Source organism: Catenulispora sp. MAP12-49, from assembly GCF_041262705.1.
In the GTDB taxonomy this organism is placed as follows: Bacteria; Actinomycetota; Actinomycetes; order Streptomycetales; family Catenulisporaceae; genus Catenulispora.
In genome coordinates this window covers 29,686-52,685 of record NZ_JBGCCP010000041.1, presented here as the reverse complement: position 1 = coordinate 52,685, position 23,000 = coordinate 29,686, and the positions used below count along the sequence as shown (strand labels likewise).

At 72.9% G+C, this 23,000-nt stretch carries 12 protein-coding genes; 9 read left to right on the top strand and 3 right to left on the bottom strand.

What is annotated here, in order from left to right; translation table 11 throughout:
* Nucleotides 1-13 precede the first annotated feature (13 nt).
* Together ABIA35_RS42295 and ABIA35_RS42290 are read left to right on the top strand one after the other, a co-directional pair.
* Nucleotides 14-2,545: a protein kinase gene (locus ABIA35_RS42295; protein ID WP_370361729.1), complete on the top strand. Its 2,532-nt coding sequence runs from the start codon at nucleotides 14-16 to the stop codon at nucleotides 2,543-2,545.
* 70 nt (nucleotides 2,546-2,615) lie between these two features.
* Nucleotides 2,616-2,906 (top strand): YiaA/YiaB family inner membrane protein, encoded by a 291-nt coding sequence (locus tag ABIA35_RS42290; RefSeq protein WP_370336598.1) that lies wholly within the window; start codon nucleotides 2,616-2,618, stop codon nucleotides 2,904-2,906.
* Between the two features lie 42 nt (nucleotides 2,907-2,948).
* On the opposite strand, the gene ABIA35_RS42285 is transcribed toward ABIA35_RS42290, so the two are convergent.
* Genes ABIA35_RS42285 through ABIA35_RS42275 form a run of 3 tightly spaced genes read right to left on the bottom strand, consistent with a single transcriptional unit; the run spans nucleotide 2,949 to nucleotide 7,049 of the window.
* Entirely contained in the window at nucleotides 2,949-3,530 is a 582-nt protein-coding gene (locus ABIA35_RS42285) for an MgtC/SapB family protein (protein WP_370336600.1), read from the bottom strand.
* 1 nt (nucleotide 3,531) lies between these two features.
* Nucleotides 3,532-4,791 (bottom strand): aminotransferase class I/II-fold pyridoxal phosphate-dependent enzyme, encoded by a 1,260-nt coding sequence (locus ABIA35_RS42280; RefSeq protein ID WP_370336602.1) that lies wholly within the window; start codon nucleotides 4,789-4,791, stop codon nucleotides 3,532-3,534.
* A complete protein-coding gene (locus ABIA35_RS42275; RefSeq protein WP_370361728.1) occupies nucleotides 4,791-7,049 on the bottom strand; it encodes a putative bifunctional diguanylate cyclase/phosphodiesterase in 2,259 nt (752 codons plus the stop codon). Before ABIA35_RS42275 ends, ABIA35_RS42280 begins: the two co-directional genes overlap by 1 nt.
* Before the next feature lie 250 nt (nucleotides 7,050-7,299).
* On the opposite strand from ABIA35_RS42275, the gene ABIA35_RS42270 reads away from it, so the two are divergent.
* The 7 genes from ABIA35_RS42270 to ABIA35_RS42240 all read left to right on the top strand — a co-directional run bounded on the left by ABIA35_RS42270 (nucleotide 7,300) and on the right by ABIA35_RS42240 (nucleotide 22,896).
* A complete protein-coding gene (locus ABIA35_RS42270; RefSeq protein ID WP_370361727.1) occupies nucleotides 7,300-10,695 on the top strand; it encodes a DUF4132 domain-containing protein in 3,396 nt (1,131 codons plus the stop codon).
* The gene (locus tag ABIA35_RS42265; RefSeq protein ID WP_370361726.1) at nucleotides 10,692-13,919 is read left to right on the top strand and encodes a DUF4132 domain-containing protein; all 3,228 of its coding nucleotides are present in this window, start codon (nucleotides 10,692-10,694) and stop codon (nucleotides 13,917-13,919) included. Before ABIA35_RS42270 ends, ABIA35_RS42265 begins: the two co-directional genes overlap by 4 nt.
* A complete protein-coding gene (locus tag ABIA35_RS42260) occupies nucleotides 13,916-16,192 on the top strand; it encodes a DUF4132 domain-containing protein (RefSeq protein WP_370361725.1) in 2,277 nt (758 codons plus the stop codon). The genes ABIA35_RS42265 and ABIA35_RS42260 overlap by 4 nt, the downstream gene beginning before the upstream one ends.
* Nucleotides 16,193-16,260: 68 nt before the next feature.
* Complete coding sequence (locus tag ABIA35_RS42255; RefSeq protein WP_370337568.1) at nucleotides 16,261-17,334, top strand: AAA family ATPase; 1,074 nt, start codon at nucleotides 16,261-16,263, stop codon at nucleotides 17,332-17,334.
* Nucleotides 17,334-19,670 carry a DUF5682 family protein gene (locus ABIA35_RS42250; RefSeq protein WP_370361724.1) on the top strand — a complete coding sequence of 779 codons (2,337 nt, stop codon included), beginning with the start codon at nucleotides 17,334-17,336 and terminating at the stop codon, nucleotides 19,668-19,670. Before ABIA35_RS42255 ends, ABIA35_RS42250 begins: the two co-directional genes overlap by 1 nt.
* A 50-nt stretch (nucleotides 19,671-19,720) precedes the next feature.
* Complete coding sequence (locus ABIA35_RS42245) at nucleotides 19,721-20,830, top strand: VWA domain-containing protein (RefSeq protein ID WP_370337570.1); 1,110 nt, start codon at nucleotides 19,721-19,723, stop codon at nucleotides 20,828-20,830.
* Nucleotides 20,827-22,896 carry an SWIM zinc finger family protein gene (locus ABIA35_RS42240; protein ID WP_370361723.1) on the top strand — a complete coding sequence of 690 codons (2,070 nt, stop codon included), beginning with the start codon at nucleotides 20,827-20,829 and terminating at the stop codon, nucleotides 22,894-22,896. Before ABIA35_RS42245 ends, ABIA35_RS42240 begins: the two co-directional genes overlap by 4 nt.
* The last annotated feature ends 104 nt before the right edge of the window (nucleotides 22,897-23,000 follow it).

Genomic DNA, 23,000 nt, shown 5'->3' with positions numbered 1-23,000 from the left:
AAGGGGGACCCCAATGGATGCGCTCAAGCCCGAAGACCCGTCCCGCGTCGGGCCGTTCATCCCGCTCGCGCGGATCGGCGCGGGCGGAATGGGCCGGGTCTACCTGGCCCGGTCACGCGGCGGCCGGCCGGTGGCGGTGAAGGTGATCCGCGCCGAGTACGCCGAGGACGAGCGTTTCCGTACCCGTTTCCGGCGCGAGGTGCAGGCCGCACGCACCGTTGACGGCATGTACACGGCGCCGGTCCTGGACGCCGGGCCCGACGACCCGGCGCCCTGGCTCGCCACCGCCTACATACCCGGCCCCTCGCTCCAGCGCGCCGTCCACGAGCACGGCCCGCTGCCCGAGCACTCGGCGCGGGTCCTGGGCGCCGGCATCGCCGAGGCGCTCGGCGCGATCCACAGCGCGGGCCTGATCCACCGCGATCTGAAGCCCTCGAACGTCATCCTGGGCCCCGACGGCCCGCGCGTCATCGACTTCGGCATCAGCGCCTCCGAGGGCGGCAGCTCGCTGACCACGACCGGGATCGTCGTCGGCTCGCCCCGCTACTCCAGCCCCGAGCAGTGCCGCGCCGATCCGGCGATGGGCCCGGCCTCGGACGTCTTCGCGCTCGGCGGCGTCATGGTCTACGCCACCACCGGCGTCCCGCCGTTCGGCGACGGTCCGGACCACGTGCAGCTGTACCTCGTCGTGCACGAGCAGCCGGACCTCACCGGGGTGCCGATGGCGCTGCGGCCGATCGTCTCGGCGTGCCTGGAGAAGGACCCGGCGAACCGGCCGACCACCGACCAGCTGCTGGACATCCTGCTGCCGCCGGACGCCGACATCAGCGGCGTGGACTGGCTGCCCGAGGCCGTGAACCGGGACATGCGCGAGTACGCCTCCGCGCCGATGGTGCTGGCCGCGCAGTCCGCGTCCGGGCAGGCGACATCCGGGCGGCAGGCGGAAGGCGACGGCACGCCGACGCCGGCCCCCGCCGACGCGGACGTCACGAACGCCGGAGTCGGCGGCGCGGACGCCACCGGCAGCGGCGTCGCGATCGGCACGACGGCGGCGCCGACGGTGTCCGGTCCCTCCGGCGTCGCGAACCCCGGCCGGCGCCGGATGCTGGCCGGGATCGCCGGGGCCGTGGCGGTGGCCGCGTCCGGCGGCGGCGCCTGGTACGCCGCGACCCGCCACGGCGACAAGAAGGGGGCGACGCAGGAAGCCGGGGCCACGTATCCGCCCGGGACGCCGTCGAAGAGCGCCCCCTCGGGCGCGTCGACCGCCCCGGCGACAAGTTCCGCCGCGTCCTCGGCCCCCACGCCGACCCCGACTCCGACTCCGACGCACGCCCTCGGCCCGTGGGGCGAGGACTGGAGCTCGAAGACCGACCTGGGCGGCGCCTCGGGCGGCGCCGTGATCAGCGGCACCAAGCTGATCGGCATCTACCAGGCCACCAGCGTCGTGAACCCGAACCCGCCGCAGGACCTGGTCGCCATCGACACCGTCGCCGGCGGCACGGCCTTCCCCCCGGTGTCGATCCCCGCGGTGACCAACGTCGGCGGAGCGGGCATCGCCGCGGACGACAAGTTCATCTACAGCTACGGCGACGGCGTCGTCTACGCGTGGAACCTCGCCGACGGTTCGCAGGCCTGGACGGCCAAGACCGGCCTGCAGGCCTCGACGTCCACGAACAACATGCCCCCGACCGGCATCCTCGGGCTCATCGGCACCATCCTGATGGTCGGTTCCGGCAACTACGACCCCAGCTTCCCGCCCTGCCTGGCCGCCTTGGACGTCACGACCCGCAAGACGATCTGGTCCATGGCGCCGACCGACATGCAGGTGGTGGCCTCGCCGCCGAGCGGCCTGGTCCTGGCCCAGACCACCGTCGGGGTGTCGGTGCCCAAGGCGGGGAACCTGTTCTACGTCTCGTTGTGCGACCAGAACTCACTGCGGATCCTGCGGGGCATGGACCTGCGGACGGGCAAAGAGGTCTGGCACGTCCCCTTCGCGGCGTACAGCGACAACGGCGCCGGGACCGCCAACCCCACCGTGACCGGCACCGAGCAGCACGTCTACCTGACCGACATGCACAGCGGCTCGGTCCACGCCTACGACACGGCCGGCAAGTGGATGTGGACCTACCCCAGCGCCCTGGACAAGACGCCGCCCTCCAGCGACCGCCGCTTCACCGGCCTGGTGCTGGAGTCCGGCGACTCCGTCTACGCCGCCGACGCGAACCGCGTCTACGCCCTCCAGGTGAGCAGCACGGTGAAGAGCGGCACCACCCTGTGGAAGAACCCTGCGACGTTCAACGGCATCGCCAACGTCCCGGCCCTGGTCGGGGACAAGATCTGGATCGAGGTCCACACCCCGACCTCGCAGAACCCGCTGGCGATGACGGTGGTGGACACCGCGGACGGCCACGTGGTGCACAACTACCCGATGCCCGAGGGTCCCACCGCCAGCAGCGCCGACCTGACCGTCCCGGACCCCTCCGGCCAGGCGGCGTACGTCCTCACAGCCAGCGGCGAGGTACTCGGATACCGCCGGAACCAATGAGCCGCGGATGAGTACCCATATGAGTACTCGTACTCACGATCGGTGACCGCCTCGGCGCCATCATCGAAGCATGAGTACGCCACTGGCAAACAAGAACACGGCCGCGTACTACTTCCAGGCGGTCGCCTCCTTCATCGTGTCCGCCGGCGCGACCGTCGTCGGCATCTGCTACCTCCCGGTCAACGCCTGGGAGCGCGCCTTCCTGGGCCTGGGCCTGCTGTACACCATCACCTCGGCGATCACCCTGGCCAAGGTGGTCCGGGACAAGCAGGACGAGGTACAGCTGGTCGGGCGCGTCGACCAGGCCCGGCTGGACAAGCTGCTGACGGAGCATGACCCGTATCGGGTGGATGCGCCGTAGGGGAGTCGGTTGGGCGCGGGTTGGGGTTGCGCTGACCCATAATCAGAGCCGCCCGGCCCCGCCCCCTGCGCCCCCATCTCCCGCGCCCTCGTCTCCCCCGCCTCCGGCCCCGTCCCCCGCGCCCCCGGCCGCGTCCTTGTCCGGCAGCAGCACCTCATCGTTCGCGAACCGCGAAGCCCACCGCCGCCCGTCGGCGAACTTCAGCAGCGGGATGTGGCGCACCTCCAGGGCCAGCAGGACCAGTGCGGTGCCGCCGGTGGCCAGCAGGAGGCGGCCGAATCCGCATGCGGCGCCGATCGCGGCGGCGGCGAAGATGGTCGCGGCGGTCGTGACGCCCTTCACCATGTCGAGGAGGTGGCGGCGGGGGGTGGTGGCCAGGCTCGGGCGGAAGACCACGCCGGCGCCGATGAAGCCGACGCCGGTGATGACGCCGGCCAGGGCGTTGGGGGCGTTGCCGTCCTTGGCCAGGACGGCGATGATGGCGCTGCCCACGCCGATCAGGGAGAAGGTGCGGTCGCCGGCCGGCGAGCCGCGCAGGTCGCGCTCGAAGCCGAGCAGGTAGGTCAGGGCGAAGGCCAGCGTCAGGCGCCCCAGCTGGCTCAGGCTCTCCAGGTGCGGGTACACATCAGCTCCCTGATGTTCCCGCCCCGGCGCCGCCGCGGTGTTCGGCCTTGCGCAGCAGCGGCTCCAGTTCGGTCAGTGCCGCGTTCAACTGGTCGATCTCCTCATCGGTGTTCGCCGCGGTCACCTGGATCCGGAATCCGGCCTGGTCCCGCGGCACGAGCGGGTATGCCGCCAGTGTGACGTAGATGCCGCGCTCCCACAGCAGGGTGGCGATCTCGTCGATGTCCGAGGCCTGCCGGGCCGGCAGCTCGATGATGGGGAAGCCGCTGACGTTCGGTGTGTACAGGCCGAGTTTGCGGACGTGGTCGATGACCCGCGCGGTCTTGTGCCACAGCCGGCCGCGGATCTCCTCGCCGCGCTCGCGGTTCACCTTCAGCCCGGCCAGGACCGTGGCCAGCGAGGCCGTCGGGGATGGTCCGGAGTACAGGTACGGCGCCGCCGCGAACTTCAGGTACTCCTTCATCTGCGTCGGCAGCGCCAGGAACGCCAGGAGCGAGGAGTAGGCCTTGGAGAACCCGCCGACCAGCACCAGCCCTTCGTACGACTCCCCGAGGTGCCGCACGATGCTGTTCCCCAGCGCCCCGTACGGCGACGTCTCCGCCGCCGACCGCTCGCCGATCACGCCGAACCCGTGCGCGTCGTCCACATACAGCAGCGCGCCCTCGGCCCGGCAGATGTCCGCGATCCCCGCCAGCCCCGGCTCGTTGCCGGTCATGCTGTTGATGCCGTCCATGCACACCAGGCGCGGCAGGTCCTTGGGCGCCTTGCGCAGCGCCACGGCCAGCCCGCCGAGGTCCGAGGCCCGCCAGCGGTGCAGGGTGGCGCCGTTGCCGCGGGCCACCGAGCTGCCGTCGTAGATGGTCCGGTGCGCCTGCGCCTCGCAGAACACCGTGCCCTTGCCGGCCAGGACCGGGATCACCGTCATGTGGATGTGCGTGATGGTCGGCAGGACCAGCGTGTCAGGGGCCTGTAAAAGGTCGGTGAGCTGGTCCTCGATGTCCAGGTACGGCCGCGGGTTGCCCAGCAGCCGCGACCAGCTCGGGTGCGTGCCCCACTTGGCGATCAGCTCCGCCGGGGCGGCCATGATCTCCGGGTCGACGTCGAAGCCGAGGTAGTTGCAGGACGCGAAGTCGGACATCCAGTGGTCGCCGATCCGGATCCGCCGGGGTTCGACGCGGTCCTGCTCCTCGATGACCGCGTCGTAGAACCTCGTGGTGTCCTTCAACCGGGCCAGTTCCGCCCACACTTCGTGCCGCGCCATCAGCCGTCTCCCTTCTCGATGGTGGCCTGCACGCCGGCCGTGTCCGCCAGCGGCACCGCCGGCGAGTACAGGAAGCCCTGCGCGTAGGCGCACCCCATGTCGCGCAGCAGGTCCCGCTGCCCGACCGTCTCGACCCCCTCGGCGACCACGGCGATGTCCATCGTCCGGGCCACGTGCACGATCCCCCGCAGCAGCAGCTCGTGGTCCTTCTGGTCGGCGATCCGGTCCACGAACGACTTGTCGGCTTTGATCACGTCGAACTTCAGGTCCCGCAGGTACCCGATCGAGGAGTAGCCGGTCCCGAAGTCGTCGATGGCGATCCGCACCCCGAGCAGCGCCAGCCGCTGCAGGTCGATGAGGGCGTTGGCGGTCGCCTCGTGCAGGAAGACGTTCTCGGTGATCTCCACGGTCAGCCGGTGCGCCGGCAGGCCCGCCGCGCGCAGCGCCGCGCGCACCGAGTCGACGAAGCCGCCGTCGCTGAACTGGTGCGGGGAGACGTTGACGGCCACGTACCCGAACCCGGCGGCGGCCGCGTCCACGGTCGCCTGCCGCAGGATCCAGGCCCCGATCGGGGTGATCTGGCCGGTCTCCTCGGCCACCGGCACGAAGTTCCCCGGGGACAGCAGCCCCAGCTTCGGGTGCCGCCAGCGCACCAGCGCCTCGAACCCGGCCACCCGCGGCGGGCCCTGCAGGTCCACGATCGGCTGGTAGTGCAGCTCGAACTCGCCGACGGCCAGGGCCCGGTCCAGGCCGGTGCGCAGGGCCAGCCGCTGGAGCGCGGCGTCGTACAGCGCCGGGTCGAACAGCCGCCAGGTGCCCTTGCCGTCGGCCTTGGCCGCGTACAGCGCCAGGTCGGCGTTGCGGAACAGCACCTCCTCGGTGCCCCCGGCCCCGCCGGCGCTGGTGGCCACCCCGATGCTGGCCCGCACCGGCACCGGGGCCCCGGACAGCCGGAACGGCTCGGCCAGCACCTTGATCAGGCGTTCGGCCAGCGCCGTCGCCGCCTTCTGGCTGGCCCCGTCGGACAGCAGCACCGCGAACTCGTCGCCGCCCAGGCGCACCGGCAGGTCGCCGGGCCGCACCGCCTCGGCGATCCGGGAGGCGGCCGCCACCAGCAGCTCGTCGCCCACCTTGTGCCCCTGGGTGTCGTTGACCTCCTTGAAGTTGTCCAGGTCGATGAGCAGCATGGCCGCCACGCCGCCGAACTCCTCGGCCCGGGCCAGGGCGCGCTCGGCCCGGTCCTGGAACCGCAGCCGGTTGCCCAGGCCCGTGAGCGAGTCCCGGTAGGCCCGGTACTTCAGCTCGCGCAGCATGGCCCGGGTGTGCGCGCGGTTGTCCAGCTCCCGGGTCTGCCGCCCGGCCAGGTACAGCCGCAGCAGGACCAGCAGGAACATCAGCGCCGAGCACACGGCGATGACCACCCCGTCGCGCTGGTTCTGCTCCAGCGCCTCGATCATCAGCACGGTGGGCGCCACCAGGGCCGCGACCGCCAGCGGGATGACCCGCGAGCTGTCGGCGCCGTGCCGGTGGCGCGCCACCGGCTCGGTGAGCTCGGTCATCGACGGCGAGAGCCCGGCCGCGCCCCAGGAGATGTAGAACACCACCCAGCCCAGGTCGGCGGCGGTGCCCACGTGCCAGGTGCCGTACAGCCGGACCAGCGCGTAGGCGACGTCGGACCCGGTCAGCCCCACCACGCCGAGCAGCAGCAGCCGCACCGCCGGCCCGCGCAGGGCGCCGCCGGTGGCCAGGCGCGCGGTCACCGCCAGCAGCATGACGTCCCCGAGCGGGTAGGCGATGGACACCGCGCTGCTCAGCCAGGACTGGGTCCCCTTGTCCGCCGTCGGAGTGATGATGTAGACCCACAGCAGCAGCGTCACCGCCGTGGTCAGGATGAGCGCGTCGATCAGCGCCGCCCGGTCGCGCAGCGGGCTGCGCCGCCGCACCATGAGCAGCACCCCGGCCGCGGCCAGCGGGTAGGTCGCCAGGTAGATGGCGTCGGCGACCGAGGGGAACGGCTCGACCTGGCCGAAGACGTCAGTCAGCAGGTTGTACGCGGTGTCCCCGCTGACCAGCGTCAGCATCGCCCCGGCCAGCAGGTACCAGGCCTCCGGGGTGTGCGGGCGGTAGCGGCGGACGCCGAACAGCACCGCGCCGACCCCGCCGAGGCCGATCACGGTCCAGGTCAGCAGGTGCAAACTGGGAACCGAAAAGTAGAAGACGGTCCACAGCGCCATGAATGCCGCGAACCGGAGCGCCATACGTTCGAGGGGATCATGCACCCGAACGGGTCAGCAACTTGAGGGCAGCGTGCGGATGACGCCCGCGGTGCCGCGCCGGACCCGGCGCTGACCCGCGTCGACTCGCGTTGACCAGTGCTGACCCGTGCTGATGCACGCTCCCTGCCTCCGGGTCGCCGGACCCTGCCACCCCTGTCGGCTTGCCTCGCTATGGTTCTGGCCATTCGGGCGGGCGCGGTGTTGCTGGCCAATAAGGGGCTTGGGAGGGCTAGTGGGGAACGTCCTGGAACCGGTGGACGCTGTCGCAGGACTGTTCGACAGGCGGTTCGACCCCCGGGCGCTGGTGATCCCGCGCCGCGACGGGAAGGCGGCGGGCTTGGCCGAGCCGATCGAGGTCTCCCGGAGCGCGGGGGAGGCGGCGGCCGACTTCGAACGCGTATTCGCCAAGGCGGCCCGGACCGTCGAACTGGTGCTCGCCCACGACGGCACCGACGGCGACCTGGCCGAGGCCATGCGGCAGCCGGAGTTCGGCGACCTGGCCGCGATGACGCCGCAGCAGGCTGCGATCGCCGCGTCCGTCGTCCTCTACGACGCCCCGAAGAGCTACGAGCCCTACGTCCTCGTCGACGCCTGGGTCGCGGCGCGGGGCGTCCCCTTCGCGACCGCGGCGACGGCCCACCTCGGCGGCTTCGGGATCTGGGCCCTGCGCAAGGGCCAGAAGGCTCCCGGACTGCGCCGCAAGGACCACGACGCCGCCCACGCGCAGGAGCGCCTCGCGATGGCCGCGCGGATGCGCCGCTACCTGGCCGCCGCGAGCGCCGAGGACCACGCCGCGGCGCTCGCCGAAGCCAGTGCCCTGCGCGGCCTGGCCGACGTCCGGAACACCTTCCTGTCCTTCCTGTTCCCCGAGCGCGCCGACTGGGTCGATGAGGACGTCACCGGCCCGCTCGGCCGCCGCTGGGAGGGCCGCGACGGGCTGGCGGCGTGGCTGCTGATCGGGGCGGTGAGCACGCCCCAGCAGGCCGAGCGGCTGACCAAGTGGGCGCACGCCGACGCGCTGCGGCTGTGCTCGGCGGCGACCGCGACCATGGTCGCCACCATCGGGCTGGACCTGATCCCGGCGATCGCGAACTGGGTCGAGCACTACTGGGACGGCGTCGAGGCCCGGCAGCGCGTGCAGCGGATACTCGCCGGCTTCGACAGCGACGCCGCCTTCCTGGCCCTCCTCGGGCAGCTCGCCTACCGCGGCACCTCGGCCGTCCTGGCCGAGGCCGCGCAGCGGTTCCCGGAGCGCGGCATCCGGCTGCTCACCGAGGCGGCGCCGGAGCAGCCGGCCGTGCGAATCGCGGCCGAGCGGGTGCTGCGGCTGACGGTCACCAGCCGGCCGGACGCGGCCCGCGCGGTCCTCCCGCACCTGTCCGACGAGGCCAGGACCCGCGTGGAGAAGCTGGTGGGCGGCCTCGCGGCACCGCTGCCCTCGGCGTCCGCCGACACCCTGCCGGACTTGCTGACCACCCCGCCGTGGGAGAAGGCGCGCGAGACCGTGAAGCCGGTCATCATCAGGGACCTGATTGCGCCGACCAGCAGCGAGGTGGTGTGGCTGAGCGACCAGGAACGCGAGGACTGGCGCGCCGACACCCTCGGCGTGGCGCACCGCGAGGACGAGGACTGGGACAAGCGCCTGGCCAAGGCTTTGGGCCGGCGCAACGCGTATCAGCTCATGGTGATCGTCATGAGGGCCCCCGAAACGCAGGCCCGGCGAGCACTGCGCAACCTCGTGGACGGCTACTCCTACGACGCCCTCGCCTGGTGCAGCACCGCGACCGCGCGTTTCGGCGTGGACGCCTTCCCCGCGGTGATGAGCGCGGTGCGCAGCAGTCCGGTGGAGAACGCCGAACTCCTGCTGCCGTTCGCCTGCTCCGAGATCGCGCCGCTGGTCGCGGACTGGCTGCGGCTGAAGACGCTGCGTTCCCCGGCGCAGGCCTGGATGCGCCGCCATCCCGCGCTTACTGTTCGTACCCTGATACCCGCGGCATTCGGCAAGGCGGGCCGGACGCGCCAGGGCGCCGAGGCCGCGCTGCGCTTCCTGGCCGCCGAGGGTTTCGAGGACGAAGTCCGCACCGAGGCGGCGGCCTACGGTCCCGAGGCCGAGGCCGGCGTCGTCCGGCTGCTCGCCCAGGACCCGCTGGTCGCCGGGCTCCCGAAGACGATGCCGGAACCGCCCGGCTGGGCCGAGCCCGAGAGCCTGCCGCAGCTGCTGGTGGCCGGTCGCAAGGAGGCCCTGCCGCCGACGGCCGTGCGGAACGTGGTGCGGATGCTCATGGTTTCCACCGCCGAGAACCCTTATCCCGGGCTGGAGACGGTCAAAGAACTCTGCGACACCCGCTCGCTCGAAGACTTCGCCTGGGCCGTGTTCGAGAACTGGCAGACCGCGGACCACCCGGCGAAGCTGTCCTTCGCGATGGACGCCCTGCGGTGGTTCGGCGGCGACGAGGCCGTGCGCCGCCTGTCCCCGCTGATCCGGGTCTGGCCCGGCGACGGCGGCCACGCCCGGGCGGTCGCCGGTCTGGACGTGCTGACCGCGATCGGCGGCGACACCGCGCTGCTGCACCTCTACGGGATATCGCAGAAGGGCAAGTTCCGCGGGCTGAAGGACAGCGCCCAGGAGCGCGTCGCCGCCATAGCCGCGGAGCTGCGCCTGACCCGCGACCAGCTCGGCGACCGCCTCGTCCCCGACCTCGGCCTGGACGCCTCCGGCTCGATGGAGCTGGATTACGGCCCGCGCCGGTTCCGGGTCTTCTTCGACGAGCAGCTCAAGCCCGGCGTCACCGACGAGGACGGCAAGCGCCTGAAGTCGCTGCCCAAGCCCGGGGTGAAGGACGACGCCGAGCTGGCCCCGGCCGCCTACCAGCGCTTCAGCGGCCTGAAGAAGGACGTGCGGACTCTGGCCGCCGACCAGATCACCCGGCTGGAGTCGGCGATGGTGGCGCGTCGCCACTGGACCAAGGCGGACTTCCAGGAGTACTTCGTCGGCCATCCGCTGCTGCGCCATCTCGTCCGGCGCCTGGTGTGGTCGGACTTCCGGCCCGACGGCACCGGCGTGCGCGCCACGTTCCGGGTCGCCGAGGACGACTCCTGCGCCGACGCCGCTGACGACCCGATCACGCTGCCGGACGACGCCCTGATCGGCGTCGCGCATCCGCTGGATCTCGGCGAGGATCTGCCGCGCTGGTCGGAGGTGTTCGCCGACTACGAGATCCTGCAACCGTTCCGGCAGCTCGGCCGGCCGGTCCTCGCGCTCACCGCTGAGGAGGCGGAAGGCAGCTCGCTGATCCGCTTCGCCGGCGTCCGGACGCCCGCCGGCAAGGTGCTCGGCCTGGAGCGGCGGGGCTGGCGGCGCAGCGACCCGGCCGACGCCGGCTGGCAGGGCCACCTGCTGCGCGAGCTGCCCGACGGCCGCACCGTGGTGGTGGACCTGGCCCCCGGGTTCGGCGCGGGCTGGGTCGGCGACGCCGAGGACCAGGAGCTCAAGAGCGTCTGGATCTCCGGCGAGAGCCTTCGCCACGGCTACTGGCGGCGCGGGGAGCGTTCCGAGCCGCTGTCGTCGCTGGATCCGGTGACCGTTTCGGAGATCCTGAACGACCTGAGCGAGGTGACCGGACTGTGAGCGGCGCTGTGGAACTGCCGAAGGCCTACCAGAAGGTCGAGCCGATCGCGCGCGGCCGCTGCCGTCCCGACCAGATCCCGCAGACCGACACCGAAGCAGTGCAGCGGCTGTACGAGCGCCGGCGGGGCATGGCCAAGAACTCCCAGGGGCTCATCGAGGCTGCCCTGAAGCATCCGGGCAGCGACAAGCGCACCGTCGAGGCGATGACGGGGATGGACTTCGGCGACCTGACAAAGCTGACGCCGCGTCAGGCGGCCCTGGCCGAGGGCACGCTCGATCGGCTGGATGACTTCGGGGCCGAGGCCGCGGTCGACGTCTGGAACCACGTGCGGGGCGTTGCCTACGCGCTGGAGGCGTCCGCCGTCTACGGCCAGCTGGGCTATCGAGAACGCTTCAGCGTCCTGGACCGCATGGGCCCGGCGCGGCACCTGCTGGATCTGGTCCGCTCGGCGCCGGACGACGTCCACGCCGAGGCCATGGCCGCCGCCGAGCGGACCAGGACGGCTGAGGACGGCCGGTGGTTCGCCCGGACTCTGGCCACGTTCCTGTTCCCCGAGCGTCCGGACTGGCTTGAGGAGGACCTGGCGGCGGCGGGCCGGGGCGAGCTTCCGCCCGCCGCGCTGCTGCCCTCCGTCGCCACCGCCGAGCAGGCGGCCGCGGTCGGGGAACTCCTGCGGGACGGCGGAAGGTGGGTCTGGCCCGGAGATCCCGCCGTCGAGCTGACGTTCCTGTCGATCGCCGGAGACCGTGCCCTGCCCTTCCTGCTCGCCTGGCACGACGGCCAGTCCAACAGGGGCAAGGCATTGACCGGGGCCACGCTGGCGGCCCTGGACCTGATGTCCCGGATCCCCGGCGACGACGCGATCCGGGCGCTCGCCGAGCGGGACAACGGACGGCCTGAGACCCTGTCCTACCTCCACGCCGCAGCAGAACGCTTCCCGGACAGCGCACTGCGCGTCCTGTCCGCCATGGAGCCCACGCGGGCCACGACCCATGTCCTGGCGGCTCTCACCCGGACCGCGCCGGACGCCGCGCAGGAGATACAGCTCCCTGACATCCTGGCCCGGCCGCCGTGGTCTGACCCGAAGGCCAAGCGGCCCAAACCGATCGTGGTCGGCGGACTGACGCCGCCGGCCGAGGTCGAGATCGCCTGGCTGCCCGGCGAGCGCGAGCGCTGGCTCGGCCGCGGTGCCGGCTGGGAGCCGAGCCAGGGCTGGGCGGCGATCGCCGAGCAGATCGACGCCTGGCGTGCCCAGCCGCTCCAGCCCGACGATCCCATGACGCCGGTGGCCCTCTACTTCGCCGCCTACGCCTCGCCGGAGCTGGTGCGGCCGATGCTGGCGGACGGCTGGAAGCCGCCGCTGCGGCGCGCCGATGATCGAGCCCTGTCCTTCGTCGCGCGCTACGAGCTGCTGGCGCTCCCGGCCGTGCAGGCGATCCGCGGGCGGCCGGGGGACCGGGGCCGGCTGCTCCAGCCGTTCGTCAGCGCGGAGATCGCCGCCTCCATGGTCGAGGGCATGACGCGGCGGCGCAGCGTGGCGCGCGGCGCGGCTCTGGGCTGGCTGCGCCGCCATCCCGCGGCCGCCGTGCGGCTGCTGGCGCCGGCCGCGCTCGGCAAGGCGGGCCCGCAGCGGCGCACCGCCGACGCCGCGCTGCGGTGGCTGGCCGCCGAGGGCACCGACGTCGTGGGCATCGTCGCCGACACGTACGGAGAGGCGGTCGGCGTGGCGGTCAAGGACCTGCTCACCGAAGGCGGGCTCGGCACGTATCCGCGCACCATGCCCGAGATCCCCATGTGGGCCAAGCCCGCGGTGCTCCCGCCGATCGGACTCAAGGACGGGACGGCCGAGCTGCCGGCGCGCGCGGTCCAGTCCGTGGTGGAGATGCTCCAGATCTCCAAGCCCGAGGCCCCGCATCCCGGCCTGGAGGTCGTCAAAGAGCTCTGCGACGAGTCCGGGCTGGGCGAGTTCGCCTTCGCGCTGTTCGACAACTGGCGCGAATCCGGGTCGCTGCCGGAGGACCGGTGGGCTCTGGACGCGCTGGGCCTGCTCGGCGACGACGGCACCGTGGACCGGCTGGAGCCGCTGATCGGGCCCTGGACCACCGAGCGCAACTACCCGCTGGTCAGCGACGCGCTGACGGTGCTGGGCATGATCGGCGGCGACCGGGCCCTGGCGGCCCTGCACGGCGTGGTGCAGAAAGGCCGGCGCAAGCCGGTGCGGCGCCGGGCCGCCGAGCGCTTCCAGGACGTGGCCGCCTCGCTCGACCTGCGGGCCGACGACCTCGCCGACCGGGTGGTCCCGACCCTGGGCCTGGGCCCCGACGGCCGGCTCCGGCTGGACTACGGCCCGCGCTCGTTCGGCGTCGGCTTCGACGAGCTGCTGCGGCCGCGGGTGACCGACGCCGCCGGCAAGGTGCTCCAGCGGATGCCCCGGCCGGTCAAGACCGACGACCCGGAGCTGGCGGTGGCCGCGTACCTGCACTACACCGAGGTGAAGAAGGCCGCGCAGACCATTGCGGTGGACCAGATCAAGCGCCTGGAGAAGGCCATGTTCACCCGCCGGCGCTGGGACCCGGAGGGCTTCGCGGCGTACATGGTCGCGCATCCCCTGCTGGGCCACATCACGCGGCGGCTGGTGTGGGGCGTCTACGCACCCGACGGCACGACGATCGGCTCGTTCCGGATCGCCGAGGACCTCAGCTACGCCGACGTCCACGACGCGCACTACGAGATCCCCGAAGGCGCCGCCATCGGCGTCGCGCACCCGGTGGAGCTCGGACCGACGGCCGCGGAGTGGAGCGAGGTCTTCGCCGACTACGAGATCCTGCAGCCGCTGGACCAGCTGGGCCGGCCGTCCCTGGAGCTGACCGAGGCCGAGCGGTCCGGCCGGATGCTGGAGCGCTTCCAGCGGGTGGTCCTGGACGCGAACGTGATCGCCGCCCTGGAGCCCCGCGGCTGGTACAGCGGACCGGTGGGCGATCCGCCGGTCTGGTCGCGGTTCCTGCGGCAGCTCGGCGACGACCGGTACCTGATCGTGGACATCTCGCCGGGGCTGAAGGGCGGCGTCGCGGCGGGCTCCGGCTACCAGCGCATCGAGCGCGTCTGGCTCAGCGTGGCCGGCGAGCACGCCTCCTTCGAGCTGCACGCGGTGCCGCTGTCCGACCTCGACGCCGTCCCGGCTTCGGAGATCCTGCGCGACCTGACCGAGGTGACGGGCCGATGACCGCGGGGACGGCGCGCCGTGATGCCGCGCTCGCGGATCTGCCCGAGATCCTGGCCGCCCCGCCGTGGCACGACAAGAAGCGCAAGCGCGGGAAGCCGGTCGTGGTCGAGGGCCTGACGCCGCCGGCGGCCGTCGCGGACGTCGAGGTCGCCTGGCTGCCCGGCGAACGCGAGGCCTGGCTCACCGGTCACGGCGCGGGCTGGACTCCGGAGCAGGGGTGGGAGGCGGTCGTGCACGAGATCCTCAACGGCATCTCCGACGAACACCTCCTCACTTACTTCGTGGCATACGCCCCCGAAGAGCTGGTGCGCCCGCAGCTCGCCGACTGGCAGCCGCCGATCCGGCAGGTCACCAACCGGGCCCGGACCTTCGTCGCGAAGTACGAAACCCTTGCGCTTCCCACAGTGCTGTCGCTCTCAAGACTCCCGGCCGTGCGTGCCCAGCTGCTCCAGCCGTTCGAGTCCGCCGAGATCGCGGCGATCATGGCGGACGGGTTCGCGCGGCTGCGCTCCATGCGGGCCCACGCAGTCACCTGGTTGCGACGCCATCCCGAAGCGGCGGTGCGCGGTCTCGTGCCGACGGCGCTGGGCAAGCCCGGCAAGCTGCGCCAGAACACCGTCGCCGCGCTTCGCTTCCTCGAAGCGGACGGCGTGGACGTCGTCGGGGTCGCGGCGGAGGCGTACGGCGAGGACGTGGCCACCGCGACCAAGGAGGTGCTGGCGGACCTCGGCTTCGAGACCTACCCCCGCACTGTTCCGCAGGCGCCGTCGTGGGCGCGCGCGGCGATGCTGCCCGAGATCCGCTTGGAAGATGGCCGGACCACGCTTCCCCCCGGTGCCGCACAGGCGGTCGTGGAGATGCTGATGTTCTCCAAGCCGGACGCGCCCTACCCCGGTCTGGAGGCTGTCAAAGAGCTCTGCGATGCCTCCTCGCTCGCGGAGTTCGTCGGCTCCCTGTACGACGGTTGGGAACAGTCGGGCGCTCCCGAGAGCGAAGGCTGGGTGTTCGCCGCCCTCGGGACCTTCGGTGACGAGAACACGGTCAGCCGGCTGGAGAAGCTGATCCGCGATTGGTACGGGCAGGCGAAGACCGATTTCGTCTACGCCGGTTTCGACGCCCTCGCCGCGATCGGCGGCGACCGCGCGCTCGTGGCGTTGTACACCTTCTCGCGCCGCTCATGGACCCCCAGGACCAAGCGCAAGGCGCAGGCGACGTTCGAGGATGTCGCGCAGTCCATGGACCTGTCGGCGGACCGCCTCGCCGACCGCCTGGTCCCGACTTCGGGGCTGAGCGCCGAGGGGACTTTGCACCTGGACTACGGCAGACGCGGCTTCGACGTGTCCTTCGACGAACTGCTGCGGCCGGTCGTCACCGACGAGACCGGTGCGGTGCTGCGGGCCCTGCCCAAGCCCGGCAAGCGGGACGACCCCGAGCTGGCTCCCGCCTCCTACAAACGCTTCGCGACGCTGAAGACGCAGGCCCGGGTCGGGGCGCAGGAGCAGGCCGTGCGGCTGGAGCGGGGGATGCTGGAGCGGCGCCGTTGGATTCCGCAGGAGTTCGCCACGTATCTGGTTCGCCATCTGGTTCTCGGCCGGCTTGTGCGGCGCCTGGTGTGGGGCGTGTACGCCGCGGACGGCGGCCTGGTCGGCACGTTCCGCGTCGCCGAGGACTTGAGCTTCGCAGACATCGATGACGCCCACTATGAGGTCCCTGAGGACGCCCTGATCGGCGTCGCGCATCCGGTCGACCTCGGGCCCGCCCTGGGCCGGTGGTCCGAGGTCTTCTCCGACTACGAGATCCTCCAGCCGTTCGACCAGCTGGGACGTCCGCCGCTGACGCTGAACGCCGATGAGCTCGCGGGCAAGCTCCTCGTGCGGCCGTACATCTGCCCGGACGCCGTATCCGGCTCGCATGCCTTGGGCGTGGTCCGTTTCGGCCCCGCGAGGTTCGACGGGCTGGCGTCCCGCGGATGGCGGCGCGGTCCGATCGGAGCCGACCGGCTGTGGTCGCGGCTGCTCCGTCCGGTCGGCGACGGGCGGTGCGTGGTCATGGAGCTCGAACCGGGCCTGGAGGCCGGTGCGGCGGCGCAGTCGGCCTACCAGGCCATCAAAGCGGTCTGGCTGAGCGCGACCGAGGACGACCCCGACTACGACCGCCATGCCCTGCCGTGGGGCCGCAGCCCCCTTCCCGAACGGTCGGACCCGTTCGGCACACTCGACTCTGTGACCGCATCCGAGATACTCCGCGATCTGACCGAGGTGACCGCACAGTGAGCGCCAAGCACACCGCCGGGACGGCCGCGGCGCAGTCCTCCCTCGGGCCCGGCCCGGACGGCAAGCGCATCCAGCGCCCGGCCGCCGAGGTCCGCTACGCCGACGAGCTGGCCCGGCTGGCCGCCGCCGACGACGGCGAGCGGCCGCCGGGCTGGGCGTTGAGCCTGCGCGCGGCGCGGCGCTTCATCCTGGGCGACGAGAAGGCCGGGATCACCCGCAAGTTCGTCGGCGACCCCTCGCTCATCGACCGCGCGCTGGTGTCCCTGGCCACCAGCAGAGGCCTGATGCTGGTCGGCGAGCCGGGCACGGCCAAGTCGCTGCTGTCGGAGCTGCTGGCCGCGGCGGTCAGCGGCGACTCGACGCTGACCGTGCAGGGCGGCGCGGCCACCACCGAGGACCAGATCAAGTACTCGTGGAACTACGCGCTGCTGGTCGCCGAGGGGCCCTCGACCAAGTCGCTGGTGCCGGCGCCGCTGTACCGGGGCATGACCGAGGGCCGGGTGGTGCGCTTCGAGGAGATCACGCGCTGCCCGCTGGAGGTGCAGGACTGCCTGCTCTCGCCGCTGTCGGACCGGGTGATGGCGGTCCCGGAACTCACCGGCGAGGACGCGCTGGTCTTCGCGCGCGAGGGGTTCAACGTCATCGCGACGGCGAACACCCGGGACCGCGGCGTGAACGAGATGAGCGCGGCGCTCAAGCGGCGCTTCAACTTCGAGACGGTGTTCGCGATCACCGATTTCGCCACCGAGCTCGCCCTGGTCGAGCAGGAGGCGACGCAGCTGCTGCACGGCTCCGGCGTCACGGTGCCGCCGCGCCGCGACGTGCTGGAGGTGCTGGTCACCGCGTTCCGTGAACTGCGCGAGGGCAAGACCGAGCGGGGCGACGCGATGGAGCGGCTGTCGTCGGTGATGAGCACGGCCGAGGCGGTATCGGTGGCGCACGCGGTGGGTCTGCGCGGCTGGTTCCTGCGCGGGGACGCCGGGACGGCCGCGGACATCGTGGAGTGCCTGGCCGGGACCGCGGCCAAGGACAACAACGACGACCTGGCCAAGGTGCGCACGTATCTGGAGCAGCACGCGCAGCGCCGCAAGGGCGACCAGTGGCAGGAGCTCTACGACGCGCGGCACCGGCTGCCCGGCTGATGACGGGCCCTGAGAAGGTGGTCGGGAACCCGGCCGGCCTCGCCAACCTCACCATCGTGGGCGTCCGGCACCACAGCCCAGCCTGCGCGGGTCTGGTGCGCGAGGCGATCGAGCGGCTGCGGCCGGCGCACGTCCTCATCGAGGGTCCCTCCGACATGAACGACCGGATCGGGGAGTTCCTGCTCGGCCACGAGCTGCCGGTCGCGGTGTTCACCTCGGTGCGGGACGGCTCGCTCGCGCGCGGGTCGTGGTCGCCGTTCTGCGAGTACTCGCCGGAGTGGGTCGCGCTGACCGAGGGCACGAAGGCCGGGGCCGAGGTGCGCTTCATCGACCTGCCGGCCTGGCATCCGGCCTTCTCGACGCTGACCAACCGGTACGCCGACGCCGAGCTGCGGTTCACCCGGACCGTGGAGGAGCTGTGCCGGCAGTTCGGGATGGACAACATCGACACGCTGTGGGACCACATCGCGGAGATCGAGGCCGGGCAGACCTCGGCGGCCGAGCTCGGCGAGCGTCTGAACACGTACTTCGACCTGGTCCGGACGGCGAACGACACCGGCCGGGAACCGGCTGAGCCGACGTCCGAGGAGATCCGCGAGCAGTACATGGCGCGGTGGATCGCGGCGGCGCTTCAGCAGAGTCCTGACAAACCGGTCCTGGTGGTGTGCGGCGGGTTCCACCGGCCGGCGCTGCTGCGGCTCGCCGCAGCGTTGGAGGACTCTGATTGGCCCGAGCCCGACCCGGTGCCCGTCGAGTCCGCCGTCAGCTACCTCGTCCCGTACTCGTTCAAGCGCCTGGACGCCTTCGACGGCTACCAGTCCGGCATGCCGTCCCCGGGCTACTACCAGCGGCTGTGGGAGCTGGGGCCGACCGGGGCGGCCGCGGCGCTGACCGAGGAGGTCGTGCGGCGGCTGCGCGGGCGCAGCCAGCGGGTCTCGACCGCCGACCTCATCGCGGCGCGGGCCAACGGCGAGGGCCTGGCGGCCGTGCGCGGGCACCGGCATCCGGCCCGTGCCGACCTGCTCGACGGCCTGGTCTCGGCGCTGGTCTCCGAGGCGCTGGACCAGCCGCTGCCCTGGACCGGGCGCCGGGTGCTGGCCCCGGGGACGCATCCGGCCGTCGTGGAGATGGTCGCGGCGCTGTCCGGCGACCGCGTGGGCCGCCTGCACCCGGACACCCCGCTGCCGCCGCTGGTGCACGACGCCGAGGCCGAGCTGGAGCGGCACGGGCTGGCGGGCAGGGAGGCGGTGACGCTCGACCTGACCGTCCCCGCCGAGCGGGACGCCTCGCGGCTGCTGCACCGGCTCAGGGTCCTGCGCGTCCCCGGCCACGACCGTTCGTCGGGCCCGGATCCGGCCCTGGAGGACAGCACGTTCACCGAGGAGTGGCGGATCACCGCCGACCCAGACCGGCTGGCCGCGCTGATCGAGGCCGGGGGCTACGGCCCGACGGTCGAGCTGGCCGCGAAGGCCCGGCTCGGCGAGCGGGTGCAGGCCGGCGGGAGCCTGGAGACGGCCGCGCAGGCGCTCTTCGACGCGGTGCTGTGCGGGATCGAGGACCTGTCGGAGGAGGTCCTGGGCTCGCTGGCGCAGTCCGTGGGCGCCGGCCACGAAGTCGAGCCGCTGGGGGAGGTGCTGGCGGCCGTGCTCGGCCTGTGGCGGCACGATCAGCTGCTCGCGGCCCGGCAGTCCGAGACGTTGGGCACGGTCATCGGCGCTTCGGTGGACCGGCTGCTGTGGCTGGTCGAATCGGTGCCGGGGCCCGCGGGCTCGCCGGCCCAGCCGCGCCGGATCGCCGCCGTGCGCGCGGTGCGCGACGCCGTGCGGCACGCGGCGGCCGGGCTGGGGCTGGACGCGGTGCGCGCGCTGGACGTCATGGCGCGTATCGCGGACAACGCGGAGGCTGCTCCCGACTTGCGTGGCGCCGCGTTCGGCTTCGGCTGGTCGCTGGGCACGCCGCCGCCGGACGCCGAGCGCACTATCCGTGCCGCGGGCACCCCGGCCAGCCTCGGGGACTGGCTCGGCGGGCTGTTCGCGCTGGCCCGGGAGCAGTGTCTGGAGGAGGCGTCGGTCCTGGCGGTGCTCGACGATCTGGTGACGGCGATGACGGATCGGGACCTGCTGGTCGCCCTGCCCGCCCTGCGGCAGGCGTTCGGGTACTTCCCGCCGCGGGAGCGCGAGACGATCGCCGGCCAGGTGCTGGCGCTGTACGGGGTCCAGGACTCCGCGTGGTCGATGATCCGGACCGGGATCGGCGACCCGGTGGTCCTGGCCCGGGGACGGGAGCTGGACAGCCATGTGCAGGCGATCCTGGAGCGGGAGGGGCTGATCCGGTGAACGCGGTTCCGCAGGACCCTGAGACAGCCGCGGCGCTGGAGCGCTGGCGGATGATCCTCGGCGCTCCGGCCTCCGGGCGCATGCCGCTGAGCGGCGGCAACGCCTCCCGGGACGCGGCGCTGGACTGGCTGTACGGCCGGGACGACGAGCTGACGGCGCGGGGCGTCCGCAAGGGCGGAGCCGGCGGTGGGCCGAAGGGACCCGGCGGCAGCGGGGAATCGATACTGACCACCGTCGACTGGCTCGACGGGATCACGAAGCTGTTCCCGAAGGAGACCGTCGAGCGGCTGACCCGCGACGCCGTCGACCGGTATCAGATCCATGACATCGTCACCGACCCGAAGGTGCTGGAGCGCGTCGAGCCGAGCCCGGCGCTGCTGAAGGCGGTCCTGCGGACCAAGCACCTGATGGACCCGAAGGTGCTGGAGCTGGCCCGCAAGCTGGTCGCGGCCGTGGTCGAGGAGCTGATGCGCAAGCTGGCCACCGAGGTGCGCGCGTCGTTCTCCGGCACCCGGCTGCGCCGGCCCTCGCAGGTCAGGCTGGCCCGCAACTTCGACGTGAAGCGCACGCTGCGCGGCAACCTCGGCCACTACCAGCCGGAGCAACGCAAGCTCTATATAGAGGACGCGTACTTCTTCACCCGCTCGCGCCGCCACGTCGACGACTGGCAGGTGATCCTGCTGGTCGACCAGTCCGGGTCGATGGTCTCCTCGGTCATCCACTCGGCGGTGACGGCCGCCTGCCTGTGGGGCCTGCCGGGCGTGCGCACGCACCTGGTCGCGTTCGACACCTCGGTGGTGGATCTGACGAGCGAGGTCACCGATCCGGTGGAGCTGCTGATGAAGGTCCAGCTCGGCGGCGGCACCGACATCTCCCGCGCGGTGGCCTACGCCGGCGACCTGGTCGCCAACCCGCGCCGTACCATCGTGGCCCTGATATCAGACCTCTACGAAGGAGGCAGCGAGGCGGGCGTCCTGCGCGGCGCGCGCTCCCTGATCGAGCAGGGCTGCCGCTTCCTGGCCCTGTGCGCCCTGGACGAGGACGCCAACCCCTCCTTCAACCGGGACATGGGCGAACGCCTGGCGAACCTCGGCGCCCACGTCGGCGCCATGACCCCGGGCGAACTGGCGGCCTTCGTGGCCGAGGCGGTGAACTCGTGACCATCACCCGCGCGGACCTGCTCGCCCTCACCGAGGACGCCCTGGTCTCCCTGACCAACCGCGGCCTGTACAAGCGGGCGGCGAAGGAGGTCGCAGCCGGCACCGGCCCGACCGTCGCCGAGGACGCGGACGCGATCCGCGGCACGTTCCCGGACGGCGTCGTCTGCGCCCTGCCGCCCGGCGGCCTGGAAGCGGCGGACTGCACCTGCGGCGCGTCCGGCGCCTGCCGCCACCTCGTCGCGGTGGTGCTGGCCTACCAGGCCACGGCATCCGACGGCCCGGACGACGCCGAGGAGTGGTCACCCGCCGAGTTCACCGACGAGGAGCTGGAAACCCTTCTCGGCAAACGCACCTACGCCTCGGCCCGCCGCCGCCTCGCCACCGGCTACCTGGCCCGCGTCCACCCGCCGACGCCCCGCGAACCGGTGCCCTGGGTCGAGCTCCCGAACTGCTCGGTGCGCTTCCTGGTACCCCACGACCTGGCCTACGCCCGCAGCGACGTGCGCGACACGAAGGAGGCGGTGGCGCTCGCGGTGTGGGCCTGGCGCGCCTGGGCGGGGGAGGCCGGGGAGGCCGGCGATCGGCACTTCGCGGTGGGCGGTGCGGACGGTGGTGAGGCTGGTTCTGGTGCTGGCTCCGGTTCTGGTTCCGGCTCGGGTTCTGGTTCCGGTTCCGGTGCTGATGTCCAGAGCCAAGCCGGGCCATCAGACACAGCCGATGTTCTCGCTGCGGCCGTGGGCGCCGATGGTGTCCAGGCAGCCCGCCCCGACGCCCTGGCCTCAGCCGTCGACCTCGCCGCCGACATCTTCCTCACCGGCGTCGCCAACCTGGCCGCCGGCTTCACCCCGCGCCTGGCGCGCGTCCGTCGCGACCTCGAGGCCGCGAACCTGCGGTGGCCCGTGCTGGCCACCGAGGAGTTGTCCGACCAGTTGGCCGCGCACGCCGACCGGGCCGCGCGGCATCAGCAGGGGCTCGTCGCCGATCTGCTGGCCGAGCTCGTCGCGCGGGCCCGGGTCGCCGGATCGTCGGGCGGGCAGCCCCGGTCCCGGGTCCTGGGGACCGAGGAGGCTGCCGAGGTGGCTCTGCGGCGGCTCCGGCTGACCGCGCTCGGCTGCCGGGTGCAGGCCGTCGGCGAGGATCGCAGGGCCCTGGTGTTCCTGGCCGATCCGGCCGCCGGTGTGGTGCTCACCCTCGACGGTCGCTACCAGAGTGCCGCGACCGGTGCCGACCTGGTCGGGCGGCGGCTGGCCGGGAGCACCGTCGGCGTGCTGGCCGGCGGCAACGTGGTGACCGAGACCGCGCACCGGCGTGCCGACCGGCGGCTGCGGCTGGCCGTGAACCGGGTCGCGCGCACGACCGTCAGCCAGTCCGGCGGCGCCTGGGGCCACCTGCCCGCCACGCTGCTCGCCCGCGATCTCGACGCGCTGGCCGCCGAGTTCGACCGGCTGCCGCCGCGTCTGGTGCGGCCGCGGGTCGACGCCGAGGACGTGCGGGTCGTGGAGATCGCAGAGGTCGAACACCTCTGGTACGAGCCCGGCAGCCAGCGGCTGACGGCGGTGGTGCACGGCGCGGCCGGCGGCACGGCGCGGATCGTCTCCGAGCACCGCTCCGTCGCCCCCGGCGCGCTCGACGCCCTCGCCGACGCTCTGTACCGCGAACCGCGCTACGTGTCGGCCACCGTGCGGCGGGGCCGCGGCGGCCTGGTGCTGACCCCGATCGCGGTCGTGGCCCAGGGGCGCGTCGTGGTGCCCGATCTGGCGTCGGGCGACGGCTCCAAGGACCTCGACGACGGCGCCGCGCCGGCCCCCGACCCGCTCACCGCGGCCATCGAGAGCGCCTTCGACCTCCTCGCCGAGCTGGTGCACCGCGGCGCGCGGCATCTGCCGCAGTCGTTCGGGACGAGCCTGGAGGCGACGGCCGGCCGTCTGGACGCCGCCGGGCTCGGACGCTGCGCCACGGATCTTCGAGGCCTGAACAGCACGCTGGGCCCGGCTCCGGGACGTGCGGCGTTCGACGCGTGGTCCGACGCCGCGATCCGGCTGATCACGACGGCGGAGCTGCGCTGACGGAGCTGCCGGGAGCGCTGACGGAAGCACTGACGGGGCGCTGCCGGGAGCGCTGACGGACCATCGCCGCCGACGTCGTCTGTCGCGTCGGCGGCGCATGCCGT